At 71.4% G+C, this 24,107-nt stretch carries 26 protein-coding genes and 2 pseudogenes; 12 read left to right on the plus strand and 16 right to left on the minus strand.

All coding sequences use genetic code 11. From position 1 onward, the window contains the following. Together ACWC5C_RS41175 and ACWC5C_RS41180 are read left to right on the plus strand one after the other, a co-directional pair. Positions 1–423, plus strand: a pseudogene (locus ACWC5C_RS41175) (ABC transporter); the annotation flags it as partial. Next, positions 420–1,208: an ABC transporter permease gene (locus tag ACWC5C_RS41180; RefSeq protein WP_450884332.1), complete on the plus strand. Its 789-nt coding sequence runs from the start codon at positions 420–422 to the stop codon at positions 1,206–1,208. The pseudogene ACWC5C_RS41175 and the gene ACWC5C_RS41180, both read left to right, overlap by 4 nt. Before the next feature lie 25 nt (positions 1,209–1,233). Here ACWC5C_RS41180 and ACWC5C_RS41185 read toward each other — a convergent pair whose 3' ends face one another. The 3 genes from ACWC5C_RS41185 to ACWC5C_RS41195 all read right to left on the minus strand — a co-directional run bounded on the left by ACWC5C_RS41185 (position 1,234) and on the right by ACWC5C_RS41195 (position 3,808). Beyond that, positions 1,234–1,485 (minus strand): hypothetical protein, encoded by a 252-nt coding sequence (locus tag ACWC5C_RS41185; RefSeq protein WP_450884334.1) that lies wholly within the window; start codon positions 1,483–1,485, stop codon positions 1,234–1,236. Positions 1,486–1,493: 8 nt separating this feature from the next. Further along, positions 1,494–2,828, minus strand: a complete 1,335-nt coding sequence (locus tag ACWC5C_RS41190; RefSeq protein ID WP_450884336.1) for a S8 family peptidase — start codon at positions 2,826–2,828, stop codon at positions 1,494–1,496. 212 nt (positions 2,829–3,040) lie between these two features. Then, a complete protein-coding gene (locus ACWC5C_RS41195; protein WP_450884338.1) occupies positions 3,041–3,808 on the minus strand; it encodes an alpha/beta hydrolase in 768 nt (255 codons plus the stop codon). A gap of 115 nt (positions 3,809–3,923) precedes the next feature. On the opposite strand from ACWC5C_RS41195, the gene ACWC5C_RS41200 reads away from it, so the two are divergent. Together ACWC5C_RS41200 and ACWC5C_RS41205 are read left to right on the plus strand one after the other, a co-directional pair. Then, complete coding sequence (locus ACWC5C_RS41200) at positions 3,924–5,090, plus strand: adenosine deaminase (protein WP_450884340.1); 1,167 nt, start codon at positions 3,924–3,926, stop codon at positions 5,088–5,090. 138 nt (positions 5,091–5,228) lie between these two features. Beyond that, positions 5,229–5,543: an ATP-binding protein gene (locus ACWC5C_RS41205; protein WP_450884342.1), complete on the plus strand. Its 315-nt coding sequence runs from the start codon at positions 5,229–5,231 to the stop codon at positions 5,541–5,543. 70 nt (positions 5,544–5,613) lie between these two features. Here ACWC5C_RS41205 and ACWC5C_RS41210 read toward each other — a convergent pair whose 3' ends face one another. From ACWC5C_RS41210 to afsQ1, 4 genes are all read right to left on the minus strand, one after another. Continuing rightward, entirely contained in the window at positions 5,614–6,189 is a 576-nt protein-coding gene (locus ACWC5C_RS41210; RefSeq protein WP_450884344.1) for a VanZ family protein, read from the minus strand. Positions 6,190–6,404: 215 nt separating this feature from the next. Further along, complete coding sequence (locus ACWC5C_RS41215) at positions 6,405–7,031, minus strand: hypothetical protein (protein WP_450884346.1); 627 nt, start codon at positions 7,029–7,031, stop codon at positions 6,405–6,407. Further along, positions 7,028–8,581, minus strand: a complete 1,554-nt coding sequence (locus ACWC5C_RS41220; protein WP_450884375.1) for an ATP-binding protein — start codon at positions 8,579–8,581, stop codon at positions 7,028–7,030. The genes ACWC5C_RS41215 and ACWC5C_RS41220 overlap by 4 nt, the downstream gene beginning before the upstream one ends. Before the next feature lie 145 nt (positions 8,582–8,726). Further along, entirely contained in the window at positions 8,727–9,404 is a 678-nt protein-coding gene (afsQ1, locus tag ACWC5C_RS41225) for a two-component system response regulator AfsQ1 (RefSeq protein WP_009717259.1), read from the minus strand. A 197-nt stretch (positions 9,405–9,601) separates the two neighbouring features. Here afsQ1 and ACWC5C_RS41230 point away from each other — a divergent pair, with 197 nt between their 5' ends. Together ACWC5C_RS41230 and ACWC5C_RS41235 are read left to right on the plus strand one after the other, a co-directional pair. Beyond that, positions 9,602–10,408, plus strand: coding sequence for a SigE family RNA polymerase sigma factor (locus ACWC5C_RS41230; protein ID WP_450884348.1), 807 nt, complete (start codon positions 9,602–9,604; stop codon positions 10,406–10,408). Positions 10,409–10,622: 214 nt separating this feature from the next. Further along, entirely contained in the window at positions 10,623–10,928 is a 306-nt protein-coding gene (locus ACWC5C_RS41235; RefSeq protein ID WP_385447181.1) for an SCO4225 family membrane protein, read from the plus strand. 13 nt (positions 10,929–10,941) lie between these two features. On the opposite strand, the gene ACWC5C_RS41240 is transcribed toward ACWC5C_RS41235, so the two are convergent. From ACWC5C_RS41240 to ACWC5C_RS41260, 5 genes are all read right to left on the minus strand, one after another. Continuing rightward, positions 10,942–11,574 (minus strand): uridine kinase family protein, encoded by a 633-nt coding sequence (locus ACWC5C_RS41240; protein WP_450884350.1) that lies wholly within the window; start codon positions 11,572–11,574, stop codon positions 10,942–10,944. A 57-nt stretch (positions 11,575–11,631) separates the two neighbouring features. Continuing rightward, the gene (locus ACWC5C_RS41245; RefSeq protein ID WP_450884352.1) at positions 11,632–12,246 is read right to left on the minus strand and encodes a TetR/AcrR family transcriptional regulator; all 615 of its coding nucleotides are present in this window, start codon (positions 12,244–12,246) and stop codon (positions 11,632–11,634) included. Next, a complete protein-coding gene (locus ACWC5C_RS41250) occupies positions 12,246–13,094 on the minus strand; it encodes an oxidoreductase (RefSeq protein WP_450884354.1) in 849 nt (282 codons plus the stop codon). Before ACWC5C_RS41250 ends, ACWC5C_RS41245 begins: the two co-directional genes overlap by 1 nt. A 245-nt stretch (positions 13,095–13,339) precedes the next feature. Then, positions 13,340–13,810 (minus strand): NUDIX domain-containing protein, encoded by a 471-nt coding sequence (locus tag ACWC5C_RS41255; RefSeq protein ID WP_450884356.1) that lies wholly within the window; start codon positions 13,808–13,810, stop codon positions 13,340–13,342. A gap of 3 nt (positions 13,811–13,813) precedes the next feature. Beyond that, positions 13,814–15,145: a tetratricopeptide repeat protein gene (locus ACWC5C_RS41260; protein WP_450884358.1), complete on the minus strand. Its 1,332-nt coding sequence runs from the start codon at positions 15,143–15,145 to the stop codon at positions 13,814–13,816. 115 nt (positions 15,146–15,260) lie between these two features. On the opposite strand from ACWC5C_RS41260, the gene ACWC5C_RS41265 reads away from it, so the two are divergent. From ACWC5C_RS41265 to ACWC5C_RS41285, 5 genes and pseudogenes are all read left to right on the plus strand, one after another. Beyond that, positions 15,261–15,422: a hypothetical protein gene (locus ACWC5C_RS41265; RefSeq protein WP_450884360.1), complete on the plus strand. Its 162-nt coding sequence runs from the start codon at positions 15,261–15,263 to the stop codon at positions 15,420–15,422. 56 nt (positions 15,423–15,478) lie between these two features. Then, positions 15,479–15,706 carry a hypothetical protein gene (locus tag ACWC5C_RS41270; protein WP_450884361.1) on the plus strand — a complete coding sequence of 76 codons (228 nt, stop codon included), beginning with the start codon at positions 15,479–15,481 and terminating at the stop codon, positions 15,704–15,706. 307 nt (positions 15,707–16,013) lie between these two features. Next, positions 16,014–16,331 (plus strand): annotated as a pseudogene (locus ACWC5C_RS41275) (GNAT family N-acetyltransferase); the annotation flags it as partial. A 77-nt stretch (positions 16,332–16,408) separates the two neighbouring features. Continuing rightward, positions 16,409–16,852 carry a PaaI family thioesterase gene (locus ACWC5C_RS41280; protein ID WP_450884363.1) on the plus strand — a complete coding sequence of 148 codons (444 nt, stop codon included), beginning with the start codon at positions 16,409–16,411 and terminating at the stop codon, positions 16,850–16,852. 137 nt (positions 16,853–16,989) lie between these two features. After that, positions 16,990–17,382, plus strand: coding sequence for a glyoxalase (locus tag ACWC5C_RS41285; RefSeq protein WP_450884365.1), 393 nt, complete (start codon positions 16,990–16,992; stop codon positions 17,380–17,382). 91 nt (positions 17,383–17,473) lie between these two features. Here ACWC5C_RS41285 and ACWC5C_RS41290 read toward each other — a convergent pair whose 3' ends face one another. Genes ACWC5C_RS41290 through deoC form a run of 3 tightly spaced genes read right to left on the minus strand, consistent with a single transcriptional unit; the run spans position 17,474 to position 20,762 of the window. Further along, positions 17,474–18,334: an aldehyde dehydrogenase family protein gene (locus ACWC5C_RS41290; protein WP_450884367.1), complete on the minus strand. Its 861-nt coding sequence runs from the start codon at positions 18,332–18,334 to the stop codon at positions 17,474–17,476. After that, entirely contained in the window at positions 18,327–19,760 is a 1,434-nt protein-coding gene (locus ACWC5C_RS41295; protein WP_450884369.1) for an aldehyde dehydrogenase family protein, read from the minus strand. The genes ACWC5C_RS41290 and ACWC5C_RS41295 overlap by 8 nt, the downstream gene beginning before the upstream one ends. A gap of 6 nt (positions 19,761–19,766) precedes the next feature. Then, on the minus strand, positions 19,767–20,762 hold the full coding sequence (gene deoC / locus ACWC5C_RS41300) for a deoxyribose-phosphate aldolase (protein WP_450884371.1): 996 nt from the start codon (positions 20,760–20,762) through the stop codon (positions 19,767–19,769). 180 nt (positions 20,763–20,942) lie between these two features. Between deoC and ACWC5C_RS41305 the strand changes: the two genes are divergently transcribed. Then, positions 20,943–21,587 (plus strand): PH domain-containing protein, encoded by a 645-nt coding sequence (locus ACWC5C_RS41305; protein ID WP_450884373.1) that lies wholly within the window; start codon positions 20,943–20,945, stop codon positions 21,585–21,587. Between the two features lie 110 nt (positions 21,588–21,697). On the opposite strand, the gene ACWC5C_RS41310 is transcribed toward ACWC5C_RS41305, so the two are convergent. Next, entirely contained in the window at positions 21,698–23,392 is a 1,695-nt protein-coding gene (locus ACWC5C_RS41310; protein ID WP_450884377.1) for a phospho-sugar mutase, read from the minus strand. Positions 23,393–24,107 lie beyond the last annotated feature (715 nt).

A 24,107-nucleotide genomic window follows, 5' to 3' on the forward strand; every position in this document is an offset into this window, starting at 1 on the left:
CTCGTCACCGGCGGCGTCACCGTCTTCCTCACCACCCAATACCTCGAAGAAGCCGACCAACTCGCCGACCGCATCGCCGTACTCAACGACGGCAAAATCGCCGCCCACGGCACCGCCGAGGAACTGAAACGGCTCATCCCCGGCGGACACATCCGCCTCCGCTTCACCGACCCGGCCACCTATCAGAGCGCCGCCGCCACGCTGCGCGAGGCCACCCGGGACGACGAAGCCCTCGCCCTGCAGATCCCGAGCGACGGCAGCCAGCGCGAGCTGCGTTCCCTCCTCGACTGGCTGGACTCCGCCGGAATCGAGGCCGACGAGCTGACCGTGCACACCCCCGACCTGGACGACGTCTTCTTCGCCCTCACCGGCGACAAGAGCGTCCCCCACCAGCCCAACCAGCCCAAGGAGACCGTCCGATGAGTACTCTCCCCCTCGCCGTCCGCGACTCCGCCACCATGCTGCGCCGCAACCTCCTCCACGCCCGGCGCTACCCGTCCCTGACGCTGAATCTGCTGCTCACGCCGATCATGCTGTTGCTGCTCTTCGTCTACATCTTCGGCGACACCATGAGCGCGGGCATCGGCGGCGGCGCCGACCGCTCCGCGTACATCGCCTATCTCGTCCCGGGCCTGCTGCTGATGACCATCGGGAGCACCACGATCGGGACCGCGGTCTCCGTCTCCACCGACATGTCCGAGGGCATCATCGCCCGCTTCCGCACGATGGCGATCCACCGTGGCTCCGTGCTCATCGGACATGTCCTCGGCAGCGTGCTGCAGTCGGTCGCCAGCGTGGTCCTGGTGGGCGCCGTCGCCGTGGCCATCGGCTTCCGGTCCACGGACGCCACCGCCCTGGAGTGGCTGGCGGCGTTCGGGCTGCTCGTGCTCTTCGCCCTGGCGCTCACCTGGGTCGCCGTCGGGATGGGCCTGGTCAGCCCGAACGCCGAGGCCGCCAGCAACAACGCGATGCCGATGATCCTGCTGCCGCTCCTCTCCAGCGCCTTCGTGCCGGTCGACGCGATGCCGGGCTGGTTCCAGCCGATCGCCGAGTACCAGCCGTTCACACCGGCCATCGAGACCCTGCGCGGGCTGCTGCTCGGCAGCGAGATCGGCCACAACGGGTGGCTCGCGGTCGGCTGGTGTCTGGGCCTGGCCGTGCTCGGCTACTTCTGGTCGGCCTCGACCTTCAACCGCGACCCGAAGTAACCCCCGTGACAGCGCGGGTCACGGATCACTGGAGCGCATCGTCCGGCGGCGGAAGCCGGACGATGCGCTCCCGGTCTACGGCCTCCACCCCGTCCACCGCCTCCAGCCCCGCGATCCGCTCCTCGGCGATGGTGCCGGACAGCGAGCCGAGCAGGGGCTGTTCGGCGGTGACGTCGAGACCGGCCGCGCGGGCGGCTCGTACGACCTCCGCGAACCGGTCGGGGTCGACCGAGACGATCACCCCGACCGGTCCGGACGCCGGGTCCACGGGGTCCACGGGGCCTGTCACGGTGCCTGCAGCAGGCCCGAACCGACATCCGCGGCGGGCAGCGGCAGCGGATACGCCCCGGAGAGCAGCCGGGACCGCAGCCCGGACGCCGACGCCTCCGGCGACGCCTGGGCGATCAGCGCGAGGACACCGGCGGCGTGCGGGCACGCCATGCTGGTGCCGCTCATCGTCTGGTACGTATCGCCAGGCGCGGCCGAGAACACATCGACGCCGGGCGCCGCGATGTTCACCTCGCCGCCCTCGCCGTTGATGGCGCCGCACGAGAAGAACGCCGTCCCCAGGTCCTTGCCGAGCGCGGCGACCGCCAGCACGGACGGGCAGTTGGCGGGCCGTCCGACGGGGGCGACGAACCCCGGCCGACGGCTCTCGTTGCCCGCCGCGGCGATGATGACCGTCCCGCGCTGGAGCGCGCGCCGGGCCACGTTCTCGTAGGTCTGCGGGAAGAGTTCGCCCGGCTGGACCTGGGCGCCGAGCGACATCGAGACCACCCGCGCGCCATGCGCGACGGCCCAGGCGATGGCCGCCAGGATCCGCCCGTCCGTGCCGACGCCCTGGTTGTTGAGCACCTTGGCGGCCAGGATCTTCGCCTCGCCCGCCACGCCGTAGCGGGGCGCGTGATCGGGCTTGATCGGACCGGCGATTGTGCCGATGCAGTGGGTGCCGTGGCCGTGGCCGTCCTCCACGCTCTCACCGGGCACGAAGGATGCCGCCAGCTCGACGCATCCGGCCAGATCCGCGTGCGCGGTGGCCACTCCGGTGTCCAGGACGGCGACCTTCACGCCGCGCCCGGTCAGATGCGAGAGATTGGCCCGGATCGCCTGCAGCCCCCAGGTCGTCTGGTGCTCGTCCCAGGCCGGGCCCAGCGAGGAGGCGAGTTCGGCCCGGGTGTGCCGGGAGACCTCGTCCTCGTCGCTGCGGTAGGTCGGGAAGAAGCCGGTCAGCGTGCGCTGCGGCTCGGTGATCACCGAGGCGTACACCACCCGTTCGGGCTCGGCGGCGATGATCGTGGGCTCGGTCTGCGCCGTGGTCACCAGCGTGTGCCGCTGGTCGGGCTGCACTTCGACGACGGCGGCGCCGAGTTCGTCGAACAGCACCGAGACATCGGGGCGTTGGAGCAGCTCGGCGGCGCCGCTCGCCTCGGTCCCGCGGACGCGTTCGACGGAGGCGATGCCCGCGGACGAGCGCAGCGCGTCCAGTCCGCGTTCCGTCTCCCGCTGGTCGAGCAGCACCACGTACCGGCCCGTGTACTCGGTGGTGTGGGGCATGAGCGGCATGTCGGCCCGCTCGGGATGTTCGCCGTTGGGCTGCCTGCCCATGGGTCCGTTCGTCATGGGGACTCTCCGCTTCTGTGCGCTTCCCCCGGCTTCGAGGGCACGCACCGGTGCGCGGAGTGTCGGGCGCCAAGGCTGACGGGGCGGTCCGCCGCGTACCGGCGCGATGCCGTCGCCCACTGCGCGACGGCGTCTCACCGTCGCCTCGTGGGCGCCCCCTCATCCACCGTCACGCCGCTGACGGGCCACCGCAACTCAGGCTGTACGGCGGCTCAGCGCCGCAGCGTGGACCCGAAGCCCGCCGCGAGCGGCATCCGCAGGCCCAGCGGGGGCGGCGCGGCCAGGGCGTCGGCCACCGGACGGGAGAAGCCGGTGGCGAAGAGGGTGCCGAGGAGGAAGTCGATGGCCAGCGCCTGGACCTCGGCGCGGTGCTGGTGCAGCCCATGGCCGTCGGTGTGCACCTCGAAGCGGCACACATCGCGGTTGACCTTCTTGGCCCGCTCGGCGAGCCGGTACGACAGCTCGGGGTCGACGCGCTCGTCATTCGTCCCGTGGGCGATCAGCACCTGCCGTCCCACCAGGTGCTTCACCGGTTCGGGCTCCAGCTCGGTGTCCACCTCCGGGAGCCAGGGCGCCAGGGCCACCACCGAGCTGACGGCCGGGTGTCCCGCGGCGCGCAGCGCGGCGCGGCCGCCCATGCCGTGGCCCGCCAGACACACCGGTACGTCGCCGTAGCGCCGTACGACCTCCTGGGTGGCCCATTCGGCGTCGGCGGCCGCCGCGGCGTCGGGCCCGTTCCAGCCCCGGCAGCGGTAGTGGACGACGTGGGCGGCGAGGCCTTCCTCCTGCCCCGCCCGGACCAGCCGCCGGGCCAGCGGCAGCACGGCCGCGGCGGACATCCGGGTCGGCCGCCGCGTGCCGCCGTCCGGATCACTGTCCGGAAGCAGCAACACCACACCGTGCACGGTCCTCCGCGAGGCGGCCGCGCCCATCGGCCGCCCCAGCCGGGCGCCCCGTTCGGGCAACGCTTGCTGAGCCATGGCAAAACGATCGCAGAACGGCGGGTGGAGTCCACTACCCGTGCGGGTCACTGTTCCGTATCTATCCCGCGACGCACCTCGCGCTGTCTACGCGCGTAGGGGCTATGGTGCGCAGATGACGAGCGAGCACACCCACCTGCCCACCCCCGAACAGATCCGCCGTGCCCCCAAGGTGCTGCTGCACGACCACCTCGACGGCGGGCTGCGCCCCGGCACGATCATCGACCTCGCCCGGGAGACCGGGTACGAGGCGCTGCCCGAGAGCGAACCGGACAAGCTCGGCCTCTGGTTCCGCGAGGCGGCCGACTCCGGCTCGCTGGAGCGCTACCTGGAGACCTTCGCCCACACCTGCGCCGTCATGCAGACCCGGGACGCGCTGGTCCGGGTCGCCGCCGAATGCGTCGAGGACCTGGCCGAGGACGGCGTCGTCTACGCCGAGATCCGCTACGCGCCCGAGCAGCACCTCACCCAGGGGCTCACCCTGGAGCAGGTGGTCGAGGCGGTGAACGAGGGCTTCCGCGAGGGTGAGCGGCGGGCCCGCGCGGACGGTCACCGCATCCGCGTCGGCGCCCTCCTCACCGCGATGCGCCACGCGGCCCGCGCCCTGGAGATCGCCGAACTCGCCAACCGCTACCGCGACCTCGGCGTCGTCGGCTTCGACATCGCGGGCGCCGAGGCGGGCTTCCCGCCCACCCGCCACCTGGACGCCTTCGAGTACCTGAAGCGGGAGAACAACCACTTCACGATCCACGCGGGCGAGGCGTTCGGACTGCCCTCCATCTGGCAGGCGCTCCAGTGGTGCGGCGCCGACCGGCTGGGCCACGGGGTGCGCATCATCGACGACATCGAGGTCGCCGACGACGGCTCCATCACGCTGGGCCGCCTCGCTTCGTACGTCCGGGACAAGCGCATCCCGCTGGAGCTGTGCCCGACCTCCAACCTCCAGACGGGCGCGGCCACCTCGTACGCCGACCACCCCATCGGGCTGCTGCGCCGACTGCATTTCCGGGCGACCGTGAATACGGATAATCGTCTGATGAGCGGTACGAGCATGAGTACCGAATTCCAGCACCTGGTCTCGACGTTCCAGTACACGCTGGACGACATGCAGTGGTTCACCGTTAATGCGATGAAGTCGGCCTTCATTCCTTTCGGTGAACGTCTGGCGATGATCAGTGACGTGATCAAGCCTGGGTATGCTGAATTGAAGTCCGAATGGCTGTTCCGGCAGGTGGGCTCTACCACCGCTGTGACCAGGGGATCTATGGTCGAGGGCAGCTGATCGTACGGACGGAAGAAAAGGTCGGAGAAAGGGGTGGGTGGTCCTTCGCCCGCCCCTTTTCCCTGTTTGCGGGCGTCCGAAAACCAGGGCTACGTTTCCGTATCGGTCAAGCCCCCCGTCTGCAAGGACATATTTCTGATGAAGCAGGGAACCCTCAAGACCCTCGGCGTGATGGCCCTCGGCGCTGCCGCCCTCGTGGCCGGAGGCGGTGTCGCGTCCGCGGCCGCCCCGGGCCCGCACGGCCCCTCCGCCGGTCTCGGCGGTGGCCAGGGCGTCGGCGTCTCCGCCCCGCAAGCGTCGCTCCCCGGCCAGGCGGCCCCCGGCAAGAACACCGGCCGCCCCGCCGCCAACCGGCCCAGCCAGCCCGACGCGCAGGGCCTGCTCGGCAGCCTCGGCGGGCTCGGCGGGCTCAAGAACAGCCTGCCGACCAACGGCATCATGCGGCTGGGCTGATCCCCCCCCGTCTGGCGCATCCGGGCCGCACACCCCCCGCGGGTGTGCGGCCCGGCCGCGTCACAGGACGCTAGGTCCGTGAGCCGTGCGAGGCGTCGCTCCACGGTGCGAGGCCGACCCTGGTCATCGTGGGGGTCACGGCCCTGGCGCCCTCATCCCGGGGGAGGGCGGCGCCCCGGGTCCGGTCGGCCCGGCGGCGGAGCAGCGCCCGTACGGCGGGCACCACCAGCAGATGCGCGAGCGCGACCCCGAGGGTGTTCAGCAGCAGCGCGTCCACGCTCACGATCTGGCCGGTCACGTCGCTGCGCAGCAGCGCGATCCCCATGGCCGTCATCGCCCCGGTGAACGTCGTCCGGACGAACGAGGCGAGCGGGTACGCGTCCACCCGGCCCCCGGCCAGCGGCAGCAGCACCCCCAGCGGCGCGAGCAGCAGCAGCCCCCCGCCGATCGAACGGGCCGCGGCCCACGGGGTGAGCGCCAGATCGGCGCGGATCGCGCCGAGCGGTTCCAGGGTCTCGGCCGTCACCCACGGCACGGTCAGCGGGCGCAGGGTCAGCCAGCAGACGAATGCGAGGTGAGCGACGAGGAGGACGAGACCCGCGGCGCGGTAGCGGAAGGCGGCCCGGCGGCCGAAACGACCCTGCACGTATCTCAGGACGCGACCGGCGCGGCTCCCGGTTCCGTACGCACCCCGCTGGTCAGTAACGGGTTACCGACTGGTCGGTCACCGGATCGTCACGGCAAACGGGCCGGGAACGGGCGGCGAACCACAGGGAATCGGTCACTCCGCCGGTCACCCTACCGGCGTCCCGACGGGCTACCCATACCCCGTCAGAACACCGTTCAGCGCACGGCGTCCCGTCAGGACACCAGCACGCCGGAGTTCACCGCGACCTCCGGGCGGCTGCGCATCTCCTCCGTGCACTCGTACCGCTTCAGCGGATCCCGGTCACTGTCCGGGCCGCCGAGCACCACCTTGTGGTCATCGTCCGCCGCCGCCGTGCCCGCCAGCGTGCAGATGATCTGCGCGAGCGCGTAGGACTGCAGCTCCTCCGGCGGCCGGTTCAGCCGCAGTGCCCCGTCCGGGTCGCCCTTCGCCGGGCCGTCGACCGAGACCCAGTCCTCGACCGCAGTGGAGAACCCGGCCGAGGACTCGGTCGCCGAGGGCGGCTGCCGCAGCTGATCCAGCAGCGCCCGGGCCACCTCCACCCGCTCGATCGGCGCCTTCCGCTCCGACAGCTGCGCGTTCCGGTTCACCGACAGGATGCGCGAGGTGCACAGCAGATAGATCCGTACGGAGACCCGGCCAGCGCCCTCGGACGCCCGCCCCGTCTCCGGCGCCCGGCACGACGCGCGCGAGGGCGCGGCCCCCGCGTCCACCGGCACCGAGGTGCCGCGTATGCCGCAACCGGCCGCCAGCAGCGCGACCACGACGGTCAGCAGCGTCAGCAGCGGGGCGGCGGGCCGCCGGGTCGCTCGCGGGCTCATGGCGCGCCCCCTTCGTTCGTACGGCCCTTGTCGCCCTTGTTGCCCTTGCGGTCCCCGCCCTTGCGGTCCTCGCTCCGGCGGTCCTCGCTCCTGCGGTCCTCGGCCTTCCGCTCCCCGGCCTTCCGGTCCTCGATCGAGGCGAGGCGCGAGGCGTCCATGGGCAGCCGCAGCGTGAAGACGGCGCCGCCCTCCGGCGAGTTCGCCGCGCTGATGTCGCCGCCGTGGATGTGCGCGTTCTCCATGGCGATCGACAGCCCGAGCCCGCTGCCCTCCGAGCGGGGGCGGGAGGCGCTGGCCTTGTAGAAGCGGTCGAAGACATGCGGGAGCACGTCCTCCGGGATGCCCGGACCGTGGTCCCGCACCTTGATCACCAGGTCGTCGCCCTCGGGCAGCACCGCCACCCGTACGGGGGAGCCGCCGTGCTTGAGCGCGTTCCCGATCAGGTTGGCCAGGATGACGTCCAGCCGCCGCGGATCCAGCCGGGACACGATCCCGCGCGCCGCGTCCAGCTCCACCGCGTCCAGCCAGGCCCGCGCGTCGATGCAGGCCGTCACCTGGTCCGCGACGTCGACGTCGTCGAGCACCAGCCGGGCGGTGCCCGCGTCGAAGCGGGTCACCTCCATCAGGTTCTCCACCAGGTCGTTCAGCCGCCGGGTCTCGCTGACCACCAGCTGCACCGCCGGGGCGATCATCGGGTCGAGCGAGTCGGCCTCCTCCTCCAGCACCTCGCTGACGGCCGTGATCGCGGTGAGCGGAGTCCGTAGCTCATGCGACATGTCCGCGACGAAGCGACGGCTCGACGCCTCCCGCGCGCTCAGCTCGTCCACCCGCTTCTGCAGCCGCTCCGCGGCCCGGTTGAAGGTGTGCGAGAGGTTGGCCAGCTCGTCCGAGCCCGAGACCTGGAGCCGGGTGTCGAGATGCCCCTCGCCCAGCCGGTTCGCCGCCTCGCCCAGCCGCTGCACCGGCCGCAGCACGGTCGCCGCGGCCGCCTGCGCGAGCAGCGCGGAGCCGATCAGGGCCAGCGCGGTGGCGATGCCCAGCGACCAGGCGAGCGAGTTCAGGTCCTGGCGCTCGGTGTCCAGGGACTTGAGCATGTAGCCGGTCGGCCCGCCCCCGTTCACCTTCGCCCCGCCCACCAGGTACGGGGTGCCGTCCAGCGTGATCCGCTGCCAGTAGAGGTGGTACGGGGCGGCCTGCGACCCCTCGGCCGCGCGCCGCTCGTCCACCGCGCGCCGCAGCACCTGCGGCACGGCCTTCATGGTGAACAGATCCGGAGCCGAGGCCGCCGTGCAGGCGCCGCTGCCCCGGGTCCGGGTGACCAGCAGCACCTCGTACTTCTGCGTGTTGTCCGCCATGCGGTCCGCCGCGTCCTGCAATTCGGGACACGTCGGTGTGACCGGCAGCGGATCGGTGTCGTCCTTCAGCGCCTTGCGGAACTCGTCCAGCGCCGCGTCCTGGGTGCGGGTCAGCACCGCGTCACGGTTCAGCCAGTACGCGATCGCCGACGCGGACACCGCGGCCGCCAGCGCCACCAGGCCGAAGACCAGCATCAGCCGCAGCCGCAGGCTCAGCCACCGCAGAATCCCCGCCGCCCAGCCCCGGGCCCGCCCGGGATCCTCGCTCACGCCGCTCAATTCCGTACGTCTCCGCCCCAGCCGTCCCAGCCGCGCGCACCCGCGTACGCCACAGCGTCTCTCACGCCGGAGCGTCCAGCCGGTACCCGACCCCACGCACGGTGCGGATCAGCGTCGGCGACGACGGCACGTCCTCCACCTTGGCGCGCAGCCGCTGAACGCACGCGTCCACCAGCCGGGAGTCACCCAGATAGTCGTGTTCCCACACCAGCCGCAACAGCTGCTGCCGCGACAGCGCCTGCCCGGGGCGTCGGCTCAGCTCCAGCAGAAGCCGCAGCTCGGTGGGGGTGAGCTGAAGATCCTCGCCGTTCTTGGTCACCGTCATCGCGGCCCGGTCGATCACCAGGCTGCCGAAGGACGCCGCGTCGTTCGCCTCCCGCTCGCCACGGCGCAGCACCGCACGGATACGGGCGTCCAGCACCCGCCCCTGTACGGGTTTGACCACATAGTCGTCCGCACCCGACTCCAGCCCCACGACCACGTCGATGTCGTCGTTGCGCGCGGTCAGCAAAATGATCGGCAACTGGTCGGTACGGCGGATACGGCGGCACACCTCGAAGCCGTCGATCCCGGGCAGCATCACATCCAGCACGATCAGGTCCGGCCGCTGCTCGCGCAGCAGCTTCAGGCCGTCCTCACCCGTCGCCGCCGTCGCCACACGGTGGCCCTGGCGGGACAGGGAGAGTTCGAGGGCCGTGCGGATGGCGTCGTCGTCCTCGATCAGCAACAGGAAAGGCACGTTGGTCATTCTGGCCTACAAGGGGCCTGTAGTTCGACCGTCGGGGTCCACCGAGCCTGATCGCCTGTGACGAGCCTGTGACAGTCGGCAGACAACGCCATGAAACTGGTTCGGCAAAGTCTTCTGTGCACCGGCCGGAACGAGCGGCCGGGCAGCCAGCAGACGACCGAGCAAGCTCCACCGACGGGGGGCGCGACATGAGCACACTGCACTACACCCACAACAGCGCAGTCATTCGCACGCGCCTCCACGACGCCGGCCGGGGCGGAGAGAAGTCCGGTGCCGTGAGCGGGCGGGGGTGCGCTCGCGGCACCGGGCGTCAGCGGCCGCCGTACATGGTGGCCATTGACGCGAACCCGGGGGCCGGGGAGGGCCTCGGGGGGCACGGGGGTCCCGGGGGGGACCACGGGGGAAGCAACGGGGGCACCAACGGGGGCAGCTCGTACGGGGAGGCAGAGGGGGAGCGGCGCGCGCAGAGCCTGGCGGAGGCGGAGTTCACCGCCTACGTCCAGGAGCGCCGCGCCTCCCTGTACGCAACCGCCTACCACCTGACCGGCGACCGGTTCGAGGCCGAGGACCTGCTGCAGAGCGCGCTGTTCTCGACGTACCGGGCCTGGGACCGGATCAGCGACAAGGCCGCGGTCGGCGGCTATCTGCGCCGCACCATGACCAACCTGCACATCAGCGCCTGGCGTCGGCGCAAGCTCAACGAGTACCCGACCGAGGAACTGCCGGAGACGGCGGGCGACCAGGACGCGATGCGCGGCACCGAACTGCGCGCCGTGCTCTGGCAGGCCCTGGCCCGGCTCCCCGAACTGCAGCGCACGATGCTGGTGCTGCGGTACTACGAGGGCCGGACGGACCCGGAGATCGCGGACATACTCAACATAAGTGTCGGAACGGTCAAGAGCAGCATCTGGCGCTCGCTGCGCCGGATGCGCGAGGACGACACCCTCAGCTTCGGCCGTGACGAGGAAGAGTCCTTCGGCGAACTCGTCGCCTGAGGGCAGGGGAAGGGAAAACGGGGGAACAGGGAAAAACGGGGAAGAGAGAAAACGGGGAAAATCGGGGGAAACGGGATCGGGGGATCCCAACGGGGGCGAGCGGGTCCGTACGGCCGGGGGGTCTGTGCGGGCCCGCTCGTGTGCGTGGTCGTACGGAGCGGTTTGAGTACGGATACTCATGCCCCGTATCGCCCGTTTCGACAGTGTGATCCACATGCTGAAAACACGCGACGTCCTGCGACGCGTCCTCGACGTGGTCGCGGGCGACTGGCTCTCCCGCGGCTATCTCGCCGTGGTCTGCGCCCTGTTGGCCTGGGCCTGGGCGGACGCCAGCTTCTTCCCGTACGACGACGCCTCGTTCGCGGCGGTCGTCCCCGCCCTGTTCACGGCCCCGGCCAGCCTGCTCTTCGTCCTGCTTCCGGAGGGCACCGAGGGTTCCTACTTCGGCCTGGTCACGGTGGCGGCCGTGCTCAACGCCACCGCGATCAACTTCCTGGCCCGCGCGGCCCGCAACGCCTGACCACGGGCCCCGCCTAGGTCCGTACGCCCTCGGCGTCGCGGTCCGCCGCGCTCGCCGCCGCTATCCGCTCCATCGCCGCGTCCCGGCCGCACGCGTACGCGCCCAACGCCGTCTGCCGCTCCACGATGCCGCGCTCCGACCGCATCAGCCGCCAGCCCCTGCGCACCAGATACGGCGCCGACTTGCGCCCCTCCCGCAGATCGCGGGCCAGCCGCCGCCGGAACGTCGTCGAGGGCCGCCCCCGCAGACAGATCGCGTCCGCCAGCACCCCCAGCGCCCGGCACCGGTCGATGATGTCCGCCGCGAAGATCCCCTCCGCCACGAACAGCGGCGCCCGCCCGATGTCCACCGGCTCCTCGCCCACCCGGGAGCTGGACGCGATGTCGTACACCGGCACCGTCGCCCGCCCCGTACGGCACAACGCCTCGACCACCCCCACCGCCGCGTCCGCGTCCCACGACAACGGCGAGTCCCAGTCGGCCCCTTCACCCCCGGCGAGCTGCGGGAGCGTCGGATCGTCCCCCTCCTTGTAGAAGTCGTCGAGGTTCAGCACGGGCAGCCCGGTGCGGGCCGCGAGGGAGGACTTACCCGAACCGGAGGGCCCGGTGAGCAGGACGACGCGCGCGGAGGCGGAATGAAGGGTCACGGAACCCCAGTCTGAACCATCCCCCACCCCCACATGAACCCTTGGGGCCCGGATGCGTCAGGTGGTCAGGCCGGCGCTGGTCAGCCAGATGTGTTCGCAGGTCGACGATGCGTTCTGCAGCGTCTCGCGGGATTCTTGTGAGGCGTGGTAGAAGGTCCGCTCGATCATCCAGCACAGGGCTCGTGCCATCGCGGACGCTTGTTCCGGTTCGGTGCCGGGCTGAACGCCGGCTCGTTCCAGGACGGCGGTGATGGCGGTGATGAACAAGTCAGCTGTACGGCTCCACAGCTCGCCGATCTCCGGCACCGACAACGACAGGTCGATCGCCGTGCGCATGACCAGGCCGTGCTCGTTCCACAGTTCGACCGTGCGCCGCATGGCCGCTGCGATGGCCTGGCGCGGCTCGTCGGTCTCCGCGGTGGCCCGGGATCGCTCCCACAGGTGCTCCACGGTCCGGGCCACGAGTGCCGTGACCACTTCTTGCTTGGAGCCGAAGTAGAAGTACAGGGCACCGCGTGTGATGCCGGCGCCCTGGGCGATGTCGCCGACGGTCATGGCGTCATAGCCCTTCTGCGCCAGCAGGGCTTCGCAGGTGTCCAGAATGACCCGCTCCCGGACATCGCCCTTGCGTTCGGTGGTGCGCCGGCTCCGCGCGGGGTGGTGGCCGGGCATCAGAGCTGAGCACCCTCGGCGAAGTCGGTCGTACGGGAGAGCGTCTCCCATGCGCGGATGTCCTCGTCCACGGCCGTGCGCGCGGCGGCGACCAGGCGCAGCGCGTCCGAGCCCAGGACGAGGTGGGCCGGCGGCTGGTCGACGGACGTGATGTGCACGACGGCCTCCCCGGCCTTGGCCGGATTGCCCAGCTGGTTCCCGCTTGCCTTCTGCCGCGCTTCACGGATGGGGGTGAACAGCTCGTCGTAGTCGTCGATGGACTGCGCGGCGCGTGTCATGGACCGACCGGCCCAGTCGGTGCGGAAGGAGCCGGGCTCGATCGCCGTCACGTGGATCCCGAACTGTGCGACCTCCTTGCCCAGTGCCTCGAGGATGCCTTCCAGGGCGAACTTGCTGCCGCAGTAGGCGGACATGCCGGGCACGGCCATGAGCCCGCCCATAGAGGTGACGGCCATCAGGTGCCCGCGGCGGCGCCGGCGCATGTGGGGCAGCGCCGCCTGCAGGGTGGACACCGCCCCGAATACGTTGACCTCGAACTGCCGCCGCACCTCGGCCAGCGGGGTCTCCTCGAAGGTGCCCTCCAGGCCATAGCCGGCGTTGGCGACGACGACATCCAAAGGGCCGACGCTCTGCTCCACCTCCGCGATCACACCCGCGACGGCGTCGCCGTCCGTCACATCCAGGATGCGGCCGTGAGCGCGCCCGGGGTTGAGCCCTTCGAAGGCATGCAGGTCCTCCTCGGAGCGGACCGTTCCAACGACAGTGTGCCCGGCGGCCAGAGCGGCTTGGGCGAAGGCCCGTCCAAGGCCCGTGCTGACGCCGGTGATGAGCCACGTCTGCTTCTGCACTGCTCCTCCAGAGAAGACTCGAAGGGAGCGGGACCGCTCCCTCACCTCAAACTCTACACAACGTCGATTTTTTTCGTCGCTGTGTAGATTCTGGCAGTGCTTCCCGGCACCGACCCGGCGCGGGGCGGCGCCTGCTGGATGGCCGCCGCGCCGCGACCGCCGAGGGCAAGGTGCTGGGCGACCAGGGCAACCTGATCGCCCACGCCACCACCACCTGCATGATCCTTTAACCCGCCGCCCCCGCGTCAGCCGAGGTGGGGGTGGTCGCGGTGGTCGAGGAAGTGTTGGATCCGCAGCCGCTGGGTGTGGTGCATGGGAAGGTCGGCCAGCTCCTCCGGCGGGACGAAGCGCAGCTCGGTGGATTCGTCGGAGATCGCGAGCAGCCCGCCGGTGACGCGGGCGGTGAAGCAGACGTTGAACTGCCGCCGGACCTCGCCGTCCGAGTAGGCGATGACGTGGCGCGGATCGGTGTACGTGCCGACGAGCCCGGTGATCTCCACGTCGAACCCGGTCTCCTCCTTGACCTCCCGCACCGCCGCCCCCGGCAGCGAGTCCGTCATCTCCATGCCCCCGCCGGGCAGGGCCCATAGCCCACTGTCCCGGCGGCGCTGGAGCAGGATGCGTCCTTCGTCGTCGGCGACGACGGCGGATGCGGCGGCCACCAGGCTGTTCGGCTCGGGGGCGTCCGGGTCGTCGTAGTACTCGGTCCGGGGCATGGCCTACCGGGCTTCAAGGGGCGGTTGCGCACCGCCTGCGGCGATGTGGGTCACCTGTTCGCGGAAGTCCCGGGACAGCGACTCGCGGGGGTACCGCCGCTCCAGTTCGCCGGTGAGTTCACCGGCGACCATCAGCAGCGACGGAAGCGACTTCCGCGGCGTCTCCAGCGCGCGGCCGCCGATCGAGACTGCTTCTTCCAGCTCACCGGAGCGGATGGCGGTCACGCCGAGCGTGAGGCGGGCTTCGGCGATGCGCATGGGCGAGATCTCGGTGCCGTCCGGTGCGGTGCCGAGGCGGACGACCTCCCGCGCGTGGACGGCCGCGCGCTCGTCGTCGCCGAGCAGCCGGTAGGCGTCCATCTCGTAGAAGTCCCACTTGTCGGGGTCGATGACGAAGTGGTGCTCGCGGTGTTCCGGCCGGGGCAGCCGCTCCAGGCGGGCCCGGCCCGCGTCGAGCGTGGCACGGACCTGGCGTGCGTCGCCCATCCGGGCGTACGCCTTGGCGCTCTGGGCGTAGAGCTGCACCCCGATGCTGTGCGTCGAGTCGGAACGGTGTCCCGCGCTCACGCAGTCGATCACGTCCGCGTACCGCCCCTGAGTCAGGGCGAACCACGCGCCGAGTTCCCACGACCACGCCGTGATCTCGCCGTGCCCGGCCTCCTGCCCGATCCGCAGCGCCGCGGCGCGGCTCAGCTCCGCGGCCTGGCGCTGACCCATGTCGTACTCCAGGCAGCCCCCGAGGAGGAACAACCAGCCCGTGGCGACGAGGAGTTCACGGTGCTGGGCCAGGGTGGTGCGGCCCTGGAGCAGGTCGGTGACGTGGCGAATGCCCGCCCGCGTCTGGTGGTGGAGCTGATCGGCGGGCGTGAACGGATAGGCGCGGCACAGCTGGTCGATCGCCTCGGCGATCATTCCCAGGTCGGCCGGTCCCACATCGGTGGCGTGCGTGCGGCGTGCCAATTCTGCGACCTCCCACAGCGCGGGCTCTGGGCCCAGCATGCCCGAGGCGTCGGGGTGCCTCAACGCCGGAGCAGCCGCGCCCGGCGCGGGGGAAGCCTCCCAGGGGCGAGCCGCCAGCCCGATCATCGCGCCGGGAATGCGCAAGGCGTCCGCGATTTCCTCGATTTTGGCCAGCGAGGTGATCCGCGCATCGCCACGGGCGACGGTCCCCACGCGTTCGGACTTGATGCCGCACGCCTCGCCGATCTGGTTGTAGCTGATGCCGCCCCACTTACGGGCCAGTCGAAAGACCGTGCCGAAGTCCCGTTCGGCGAGTGCGCTCCGTACGTCGTCGCGTTCGAGTACGCGGGGCGGTAATGCGGTGGGTGGTGTCACGTTGATGCTCCTCCCGCCCACGGTGGGTCTACCCATCATGGGCTAACGCCCGGCCGTATGAACGGTGACGCTTGCAGGTCAACAGGAACCTCGCGATCGGCAAGAGGAGGCCAGCGTGCGGAAGATGACCGCTAGGGCCATGGAATGGGTGTTACGGCTGGTGCTGCCCGCCAAGAAGAGCGGACGGACGGCAGACACCCACAGCGGACCACAAGAGGAGCGTCGCCTCCGCGTCGTCATGCTGTGCCCACCGCACGGCGTGGTGGTGATCCGGTGAGCGTGCGGGCCCGGCTGTTGCCGTGGCCGGGGACGGAGGGGAAGCGGTGTTATCTCGTGGCGGACGAGGGTGGCGATGGTCCGGTGTCGCGGCTTGCCGATGAGATGGAGGCCGTGCAGCTCACGGCGGGGGCCGAACTCCTGGGGCATGTGGGGGTGATGGTCGACGACCAGAAGGTGGGTGTCCGGGAGCTGCGGTTCCTGGTCAAGTGCCTGTGTGAGGCGCTGCGCGATGCGCTACGGGTCGCCGAGAGCCGGGGCGGGCGGCTGGGAGTGGGGGAATGAGCGAGGTTGCTCCCGTAGCGGGGCGCGGTCTGCGGCGTGGCCGGGACGGGCGCCTTGAGCTGCCGCTTCGCGGTGTTCGGCCCGGGGACGCCGCTCCTGCCACGCTGGTGCTGACGACGCTGGAGGCGGAGCAGTTGCACGCCGCGCTCTGCTACGCGCTTGATGGCGAGCCGGTGCCCGGGGATGCGCCGGGGTGCCGGGCGGCTATTCGCTATCCCGGGGGGCGGGAGCGGTATTGAAGTGAGCCTCCTCGCCCGCGAGTGTGTGGGCGAGGAGGCCGGGGCTCCTGCGTCCCGAGGCATTGGCCGAGGGCGAGGTGCTGGGGCGGGTCAACCTCGTGGACCTGGCGGACGGTTGCGCCGCGCTCGGCTACCGGATCGCCGAGCCCGCCGCGGGCCGGGGGCTGGCCACCGGGGCCGTGCGGACGATGTGCGACCTGGCCGCCGACCGCTACGGGCTGACCGCGCTGCGGACCGAGACCACCCTCGACAACGCGGCCTCCCGCGCCGTGCTCGCCCGCACCGGCTTCACCGTCGTCGGCGAGACGACGCTCGACGGCCGCCCCGGCCTGACGTACCTCCGGCACCGCGAACGCCCCTTGCGTGGTTTGGGATGCACGCCATAAGTTACTGACAGGTAGCTCTGGGGTGGCCAATCTGCGGGATACGGCCGACCCGCACCACGCGAACGAGGAGAACGCCTATGACCACCACCGACCTCGCAGCCATGTCCGGCCTGGAACTGATGCGCTGGGTGCAGACGGAACGCCCCGCCGACATCCCGTCCATCGGCCGCCTGCTCGGCATGCGGTTCGACGAGGTCGAGCACGGCCGGATCGTCATCTCCCTCGACACCCGCCCCGACTTCGCCAACCCGCTGGGTACCGTCCACGGCGGTATCGCCGCGACCCTCCTCGACTCCGCCATGGCCTGCGCCGTCCACACCACCCTCCCCGCCGGGACGAGCTACACGACCCTCGAACTCAAGGTCAACTACATTCGCGCCGCCCGTACGGACGGCCAGACGCTCACCGCCGAAGGCACCGTCATCCACGCGGGCCGCCGCACCGCGACCGCCGAGGGCAAGGTGCTGGATGACCAGGGCAACCTGATCGCCCACGCCACCACCACGTGCATGATCCTTTAGCGCTCCGTCCCCGGCAGTCCAAAAGTTCCTGTGAAAACGGTCGGGAAGTGCTCGTTCTGGGCGCACGCCCTTGTCAGGCCCGCATGACCCTAACTATCTTGACGTCAAGATTTCTGGGCAGAGGGTGGGGAGCGGAGATGGCTCAGGGGGCGCGTGAATACGTCTTGGGCGGCCTGCATCACGTGCAGCTTGCCATCCCTCCAGGAAGTGAAGAGCTCTGCCGCGATTTCTGGGGAGGCATTCTCGGGATGGCGGAGCTCAAGAAGCCGCCAGCGCTAGCGGCTCGTGGGGGGTGCTGGTTTCGAGGCGGTGGCCTGGAGGTCCACTTGGGGGTTGAAGAGGACTTCCGTCCGAACAGGAAGGCACATCCGGGCATCCTTGTGACCTCGCTCCAAGCGCTCGCCGTGCGATTGGAAGACCACGGGGTGAGCGTCACCTGGGATGACGACTTCCCTGGACACGATCGCTTCTACGCGTTCGACAAGCTCGGCAATCGGCTCGAGTTCCTTGAACCTGTCCGCGATCGCTGACGGAGGCATGACCGCAGCGACCGCCGAAGGCAAGGCGCTGGGCGACCAGGGCAACCTGATCGCCCGCGCAACCACCACCCGCCGGGTCGGGTCAGACGCCCATGGGGTGCCAGACCGTTTTCGTCTCCAGGAAGGCGAGGAGGCGGGTGGTGCCGGGGTCGGTGGGCCAGTCCACAGGGTGTGGACGGAGTACGCGCTTGAGGTTGTCGGCGGCGGCTGCTTCGAGTTCGGTCGCCAGCTCCGTGGCCGCGCCTGCCAGATCGATCGCGTTGACGTCCTGGTGGGCGGCGAGCGGGGTGGCCAGTTCCGGGGTGCGGCCCGAGAGGATGTTGACCACGCCGCCCGGGAGGTCGGAGGTGGCCAGGACCTCGGCCAGGGAGAGGGCGGGGAGCGGGGCGCGCTCGGCGGCTACGACGACGGCCGTGTTGCCGGTGACGATCGCCGGGGCCAGGACCGAGATCAGGCCGAGGAATGAGGAGTCCTGGGGGGCCAGGAGGGCCACCACGCCCGTCGGCTCGGGGGTGGAGAGGTTGAAGTACGGCCCGGCCACGGGGTTCGCGGAGCCCGCGATCTGGGCGATCTTGTCGGACCAGCCCGCGTACCAGACCCAGCGGTCGATCGCCGCGTCGACGGCAGCGGTGGCCTTCGACTTGGAGAGGGACTCGGCGGCCGAGACCTCGGCCACGAACTGGTCGCGGCGGCCCTCCAGCATCTCGGCGACGCGGTACAGGATCTGGCCCCGGTTGTACGCGGTGGCGCCCGACCAGCCGCCGAACGCCTTGCGCGCGGCGGCGACCGCGTCGCGGGCGTCCTTGCGAGAGGCCTGGGGGGCGTTGGCCAGCCAGTGGCCCTTTGCGTCGGTCACCTCGTACACCCGGCCGCTCTCGGAACGCGGGAACTTCCCGCCGACGTACAGCTTGTAGGTCTTGAAGACGCTGAGACGGTCAGACATTGAGGTATGCCTCCAGGCCGTGGCGGCCGCCCTCGCGGCCGTAGCCCGACTCCTTGTAGCCGCCGAACGGCGAGGCGGGGTCGAACTTGTTGAACGTGTTGGACCAGATCACCCCGGCGCGCAGCTTGCTCGCCATCTCCAGGATGCGCGAGCCCTTCTCCGTCCAGATGCCCGCCGACAGGCCGTACGGGGTGTTGTTCGCCTTGGCGATGGCCTCGTCGGGGGTGCGGAAGGTCAACACGGACAGGACCGGGCCGAAGATCTCCTCGCGGGCGATCCGGTGCGCCTGGGTGACGCCGGTGAAGAGGGTGGGCGCGAACCAGTAGCCGGAGCTGGGCAGTTCGCACTCCGGTGCCCAGCGCTCGGCGCCCTCGGCCTCGCCCGCGTCGGCCAGGTCGCGGATCCGGGCCAGCTGATCGGCGGAGTTGATCGCGCCGATGTCGGTGTTCTTGTCCAGCGGGTCGCCGACCCGCAGGGTGCGCATACGGCGCTTGAGGGCGTCCAGCAGCTCGTCCTGGATGGACTCCTGGACGAGCAGGCGGGAGCCCGCGCAGCAGACGTGGCCCTGGTTGAAGAAGATGCCGCTGACGATGCCCTCGACCGCCTGGTCGATCGGCGCGTCGTCGAAGACGATGTTCGCGGCCTTGCCGCCCAGCTCCAGGGTGACCTTCTTCTCCGTACCGGCCACTGTGCGGGCGATCGCCTTGCCGACCTCGGTCGACCCCGTGAAGGCCACCTTGTCGATGCCGGGGTGGGCGACCAGCTCGGCGCCGGTCGAGCCGTCCCCGGTGACGATGTTGACCACGCCCTTGGGCAGGCCCGCCTGGCGGCAGATGTCCGCGAAGAAGAGGGCGCTGAGCGGGGTCGTCTCGGCGGGCTTCAGCACGACCGTGTTGCCGGTCGCCAGCGCCGGGGCGATCTTCCAGGCCAGCATCAGGAGGGGGAAGTTCCAGGGGATGACTTGGCCCGCCACGCCCAGCGGCCGGGGATCGGCGCCGTAGCCCGCGTAGGCGAGCTTGTCGGCCCAGCCCGCGTAGTAGAAGAAGTGCGCCGCGACCAGCGGCAGATCGGCGTCCCGCGATTCGCGGATCGGCTTGCCGTTGTCCAGCGACTCCAGCACCGCCAGCTCGCGCGAGCGCTCCTGGATGATCCGCGCGATACGGAACAGATACTTGGCGCGCTCGGCACCAGGCAGCGCCGACCAGGACTCGAACGCCTTACGGGCCGCCTTCACCGCGCGGTCCACGTCCTCGGCGTTGGCCTGGGCGACCTCCGACAGGACCTCTTCCGACGACGGGGACAGCGTCTTGAAGACCTTGCCGTCGCCCGCCTCGCGGAACTCGCCGTCGATGAACAGCCCGTACGACGGGGCGATGTCGACGACCGCGCGGGACTCGGGAGCGGGGGCGTACTCGAAAACGGGCATGGCGTATCAGTCCACCGTCACGTAGTCGGGACCGGAGTACCGGCCGGTGCTCAGCTTCTGGCGCTGCATCAGCAGATCGTTCAGCAGACTCGACGCGCCGAAGCGGAACCAGTCCGCTGACAGCCACTCCTCGCCCAGCGTCTCGTTGACCATCACCAGGTACTTGATCGCGTCCTTGGTCGTACGGATGCCGCCCGCGGGCTTCACCCCCACCTGGACGCCGGTGGCCGCGCGGAAGTCCCGTACCGCCTCCAGGAGGACGAGGGTGACGGGCGGCGTGGCGTTGACGGACACCTTGCCGGTGGAGGTCTTGATGAAGTCGGCGCCCGCGAGCATCGCCAGCCAGGACGCGCGGCGCACGTTGTCGTACGTCTGCAGCTCGCCCGTCTCGAAGATCACCTTCAGGTGCGCCGCGCTGCCGTCGGGGCGGACGCAGGCCGCCTTGACCTCGCGGATCTCCTCGAAGACGTCGAGGTAGCGGCCGGAGAGGAACGCCCCGCGGTCGATCACCATGTCGATCTCGTCCGCACCGGCGGCCACCGCCTCCCGGGTGTCGGCCAGCTTCACGGAACGGGCGGCGCGGCCGGACGGGAACGCTGTCGCGACGGCCGCCACGTGGATCGCGCTGCCCCGCAGGGCCTCCTTCGCGGTCGCCACCATGTCGCCGTAGACGCAGATCGCCGCGACCGGCGGGGCGGAGCGGTCGGTGGGGTCGGGGCTGATCCCCTTCGCGCACAGCGCCCGGACCTTGCCCGGGGTGTCCGCGCCCTCCAGGGTCGTCAGGTCGATCATCGAGATCGCCAGGTCGATGGCGTACGCCTTCGCCGTCGTCTTGATCGAGCGGGTGCCGAGGGTCGCGGCACGGGCCTGCAGGCCGACCGCGTCGACGCCCGGCAGGCCGTGCAGGAAGCGGCGCAGCGCGCTGTCGGTGGCGGTCACGTCCGCCATCGACGCCAGTCGCTCCGCGGCCTCTGTGCCGTATGCGGGAACTGTGGTGGGCATGGTCACCAGGTGAGCATATCTACGCGCGTAGCGGTATGTCACCCCCCGGCCTTGATCGGGACCGGGCCCCGATCGACCCCGACCCGGTCCCGCTCCGGCCCTGCTCCGGTCCCCGATCCGTGCTCGTTCCGTGTTGATCCCGAGGCCCAACGCGCCGGACCGTGCGGCACAATCGGCCCCATGACGAGCCCGGACGACCCCGCACGCCCCCCGCAGCCCGACGAGGAGCCCACATACGGCGACCGCGTCTACCGCTCCCCGGGCGGCATCGCGGGCGGCGTCCTGCTGCTCGCCCTCGGCGGCTGGCTCGGCATCGACGCCATCCTGCGCGGCGAGGGCCGCACCCCGTGGCTGGCCCTCGCCGGGCTGCTGTGCGCCGTGCCGGTGGTGATCGCCTTCACCGTGCGCCCGGCGGTGTACGCGGGCGCGGACCGGCTGCTCGTACGCAACCCCTTCCGCACCATCACCCTCCCCTGGGCCTCCGTCGACACCCTGCGGGCGAGCTACACCAGCGAGGTGCTGGCGGGCGGCGCGACGTACCAGCTGTGGGCCGTCCCCGTCTCGCTGCGCCAGCGCAAGCGCGCCGCCCGGCAGCAGAACCGCGACGCGGCGTCGCCGACGTTCCTCGGCCGTACACCCGGCCAGAGCGCGACGGCGGACCGGCGCGCCCAGGCCGACCAGACGATCGGCGATCTGCGCGAGCTGGCCGAGTCCAACGCGGCCCGCCAGGGCGCGCAGGGCGAGCCCGAGGTGCGCTGGGCGTTCGAGGTCATCGCGCCGACCCTGGCCGGGGCCGTGCTGCTGGTGATCATGCTGGTGATCTGAGGACGTGCCGTCGACTGGTCGGCGGTCCGCGTCGACACCCTGTGCGGGCGCTCGACGCGGCCGACGACCTACCGGCCGAGCCGGTTCGTACCGGTTCATGAAACGGACGCTTAGATCCCGGCCGCCGCCGCGAGGTCCTTCTTCAGGGCCGCCAGCACCGTTTCCGCCGTGGCGCGGGCCCGGGGCAGGTCCTCGGCCGTGGGCACGTCCACGACCACCTCCAGGTAGCACTTCAGCTTGGGCTCCGTACCGCTCGGGCGCACGATGACCCGCGCCGAGCGGACGGCGTCCTTCCCGGCCAGGAGATACCGCAGCCCGTCCGTCGGGGGCAGGGTCTCCGTACCCCGGGACAGATCCTCGGCCGAGGCGACCGCCAGGCCCGCCAGCTCGGCCGGGGGCTCCTCGCGCAGCCGCCGCATCGCCGCCGCGATCAGGGACAGGTCCTCGACCCGTACGGACAACTGATCGGTGGCGTGCAGACCGTGCGCCACGGCGATGTCGTCCAGCAGGTCGGCGAGCGTACGCCCCTGCCCCTTCAGCTCCGACGCCAGCTCCGCGACCAGCAGCGCGGCCGTGATCCCGTCCTTGTCGCGCACGCCCTCCGGATCCACGCAGTACCCGAGCGCCTCCTCGTACGCGTACCGCAGACCGTCCACCCGGGCCAGCCACTTGAACCCCGTCAGCGTCTCCGCGTACGCCGCGCCCGCGTCGGCCGCGATGCGGGACAGGAGCGACGAGGAGACGATCGTCGTCGCGAAGGCGCCACGGGCGCGCCGCCTGTGGACGAGGTGGGTGGCGAGCAGCGCGCCGACCTCGTCGCCGCGCAGCATCCGCCAGCCGCTGCCCGTCCCCGGCGCCGGGACCGCCACCGCGCAGCGGTCCGCGTCCGGGTCGTTAGCGATGACGATGTCTGGCGCCGCCTCGCGCGCCGTCGCGAACGCCAGGTCCATCGCCCCCGGCTCCTCCGGGTTCGGGAACGCCACCGTCGGGAACGCCGGATCCGGCTCCGCCTGCTCGGCCACCACCGTCGGCGCCGGGAAGCCCGCCCGTGCGAACGCGGCGCTCAGCGTCTCGCGGCCCACGCCGTGCAGCGGCGTGTAGACCACCTGGGCGTCGCGCGGCGAGCCGGGCGTCAGCACGGCGTCCGTACGGGCCAGATACGCGTCCAGCACGGCGTCGTCCAGCGTCTCCCACCCGGTGTCCGGGCGGCGTACGTCGTCCAGGCCGCCGATCGCCGCGATCTCGGCCGCGATCTCCGCGTCGGCGGGCGGAACGATCTGCGAGCCGTCGTCCAGGTAGACCTTGTACCCGTTGTCGCGCGGCGGGTTGTGGCTCGCCGTCACCTCGACCCCCGCGACGGCCCCCAGGTGCCGGATGGCGAACGCGAGCACCGGCGTCGGCAGCGGACGCGGCAGCAGCGCCGCGCGGAATCCGGCGCCGGTCATGACGGCCGCCGTGTCGCGCGCGAACTCCGCGCTCTTGTAGCGGGCGTCGTAACCGATGACGACGAGGCCGGTGGCGTCGTACTGCGGCTGCTTCGCGAGGTACGCGGCCAGCCCGGCGGCGGCGCGGATGACGACGGCACGGTTCATCCGCATGGGCCCCGCGCCCAGTTCACCGCGGAGGCCCGCGGTGCCGAACTGAAGCGTGCCGTCGAAGCGCGCGGCGAGCGCGCGCCGCGCCGCGTCGTTGTCCCCCTCCTTCTCCTTGGCCGCGTCCAGCAGCGCGCGCAGCTCGTCGCGCGTCTCGGGGTCGGGGTCCTCGGCCAGCCAGGTGCGGGCCTGGTCGATGAGGTCGAGCGCCATGTGGTGGGCCTCCTGGGTGCGGTGTGCGGGTGGCACGGGCGTGAGGGTGGTGGGTGCGGGGGCGGGGCCTCCGGGGCAGGGGCCTGGACGCGTATATTTTTGGCGCCACCACCGAAGAACGTGGAGTGGGCCGGGAGTAGGCGCCACAAATACACGTCGTCGTCCAGGCCCCCACCCCTGCGACCCCGCCCCCTCCCGCCGGTGGCTACCTGCCCCCCGGTTGTGGGCAATCGTTCCGCGGGGCGGAACGGGTGGGCACAACCCGGCCACCGGCCCGCACCCGGTCACGAAACCCCAGCCAGGCCGGGACCCAAAGTGCGCCACCGGGCTGCACCCGGCCGCGAAACCCGACCGGGCCAGGTCAGTGGTGGGGGCCACCGGGGGGTGGACGCCGACGATGCGCAGGGGTGGGGTCGCAGGGGTGGGGTCTCGGACGACGCCGTGTATTTGTGGCGCCGATCGTTCGACGGTCACTTCACGCTCCTGGTCAGCGGCGCCGTAAATATACGAGTCCGGGACCCTGCCCCGGAGGCCCCGCACCGGCACCCACCACCGCACCGTCCGCGCACCCAGCCGCACCCAGCCGGACCCGCCCGCCCAGGCGGACCCGGGGTCCGGGGCGGAGCGACGTCGGCGGGCAGCGCGTACGGCAGTCCGTAGCTCCGTACGACCTCCAGGTGCTCCGCCGCCCGCGCCTCGTCGATCCGGCCCAGGG

Source organism: Streptomyces sp. NPDC001700 (genome assembly GCF_053596435.1).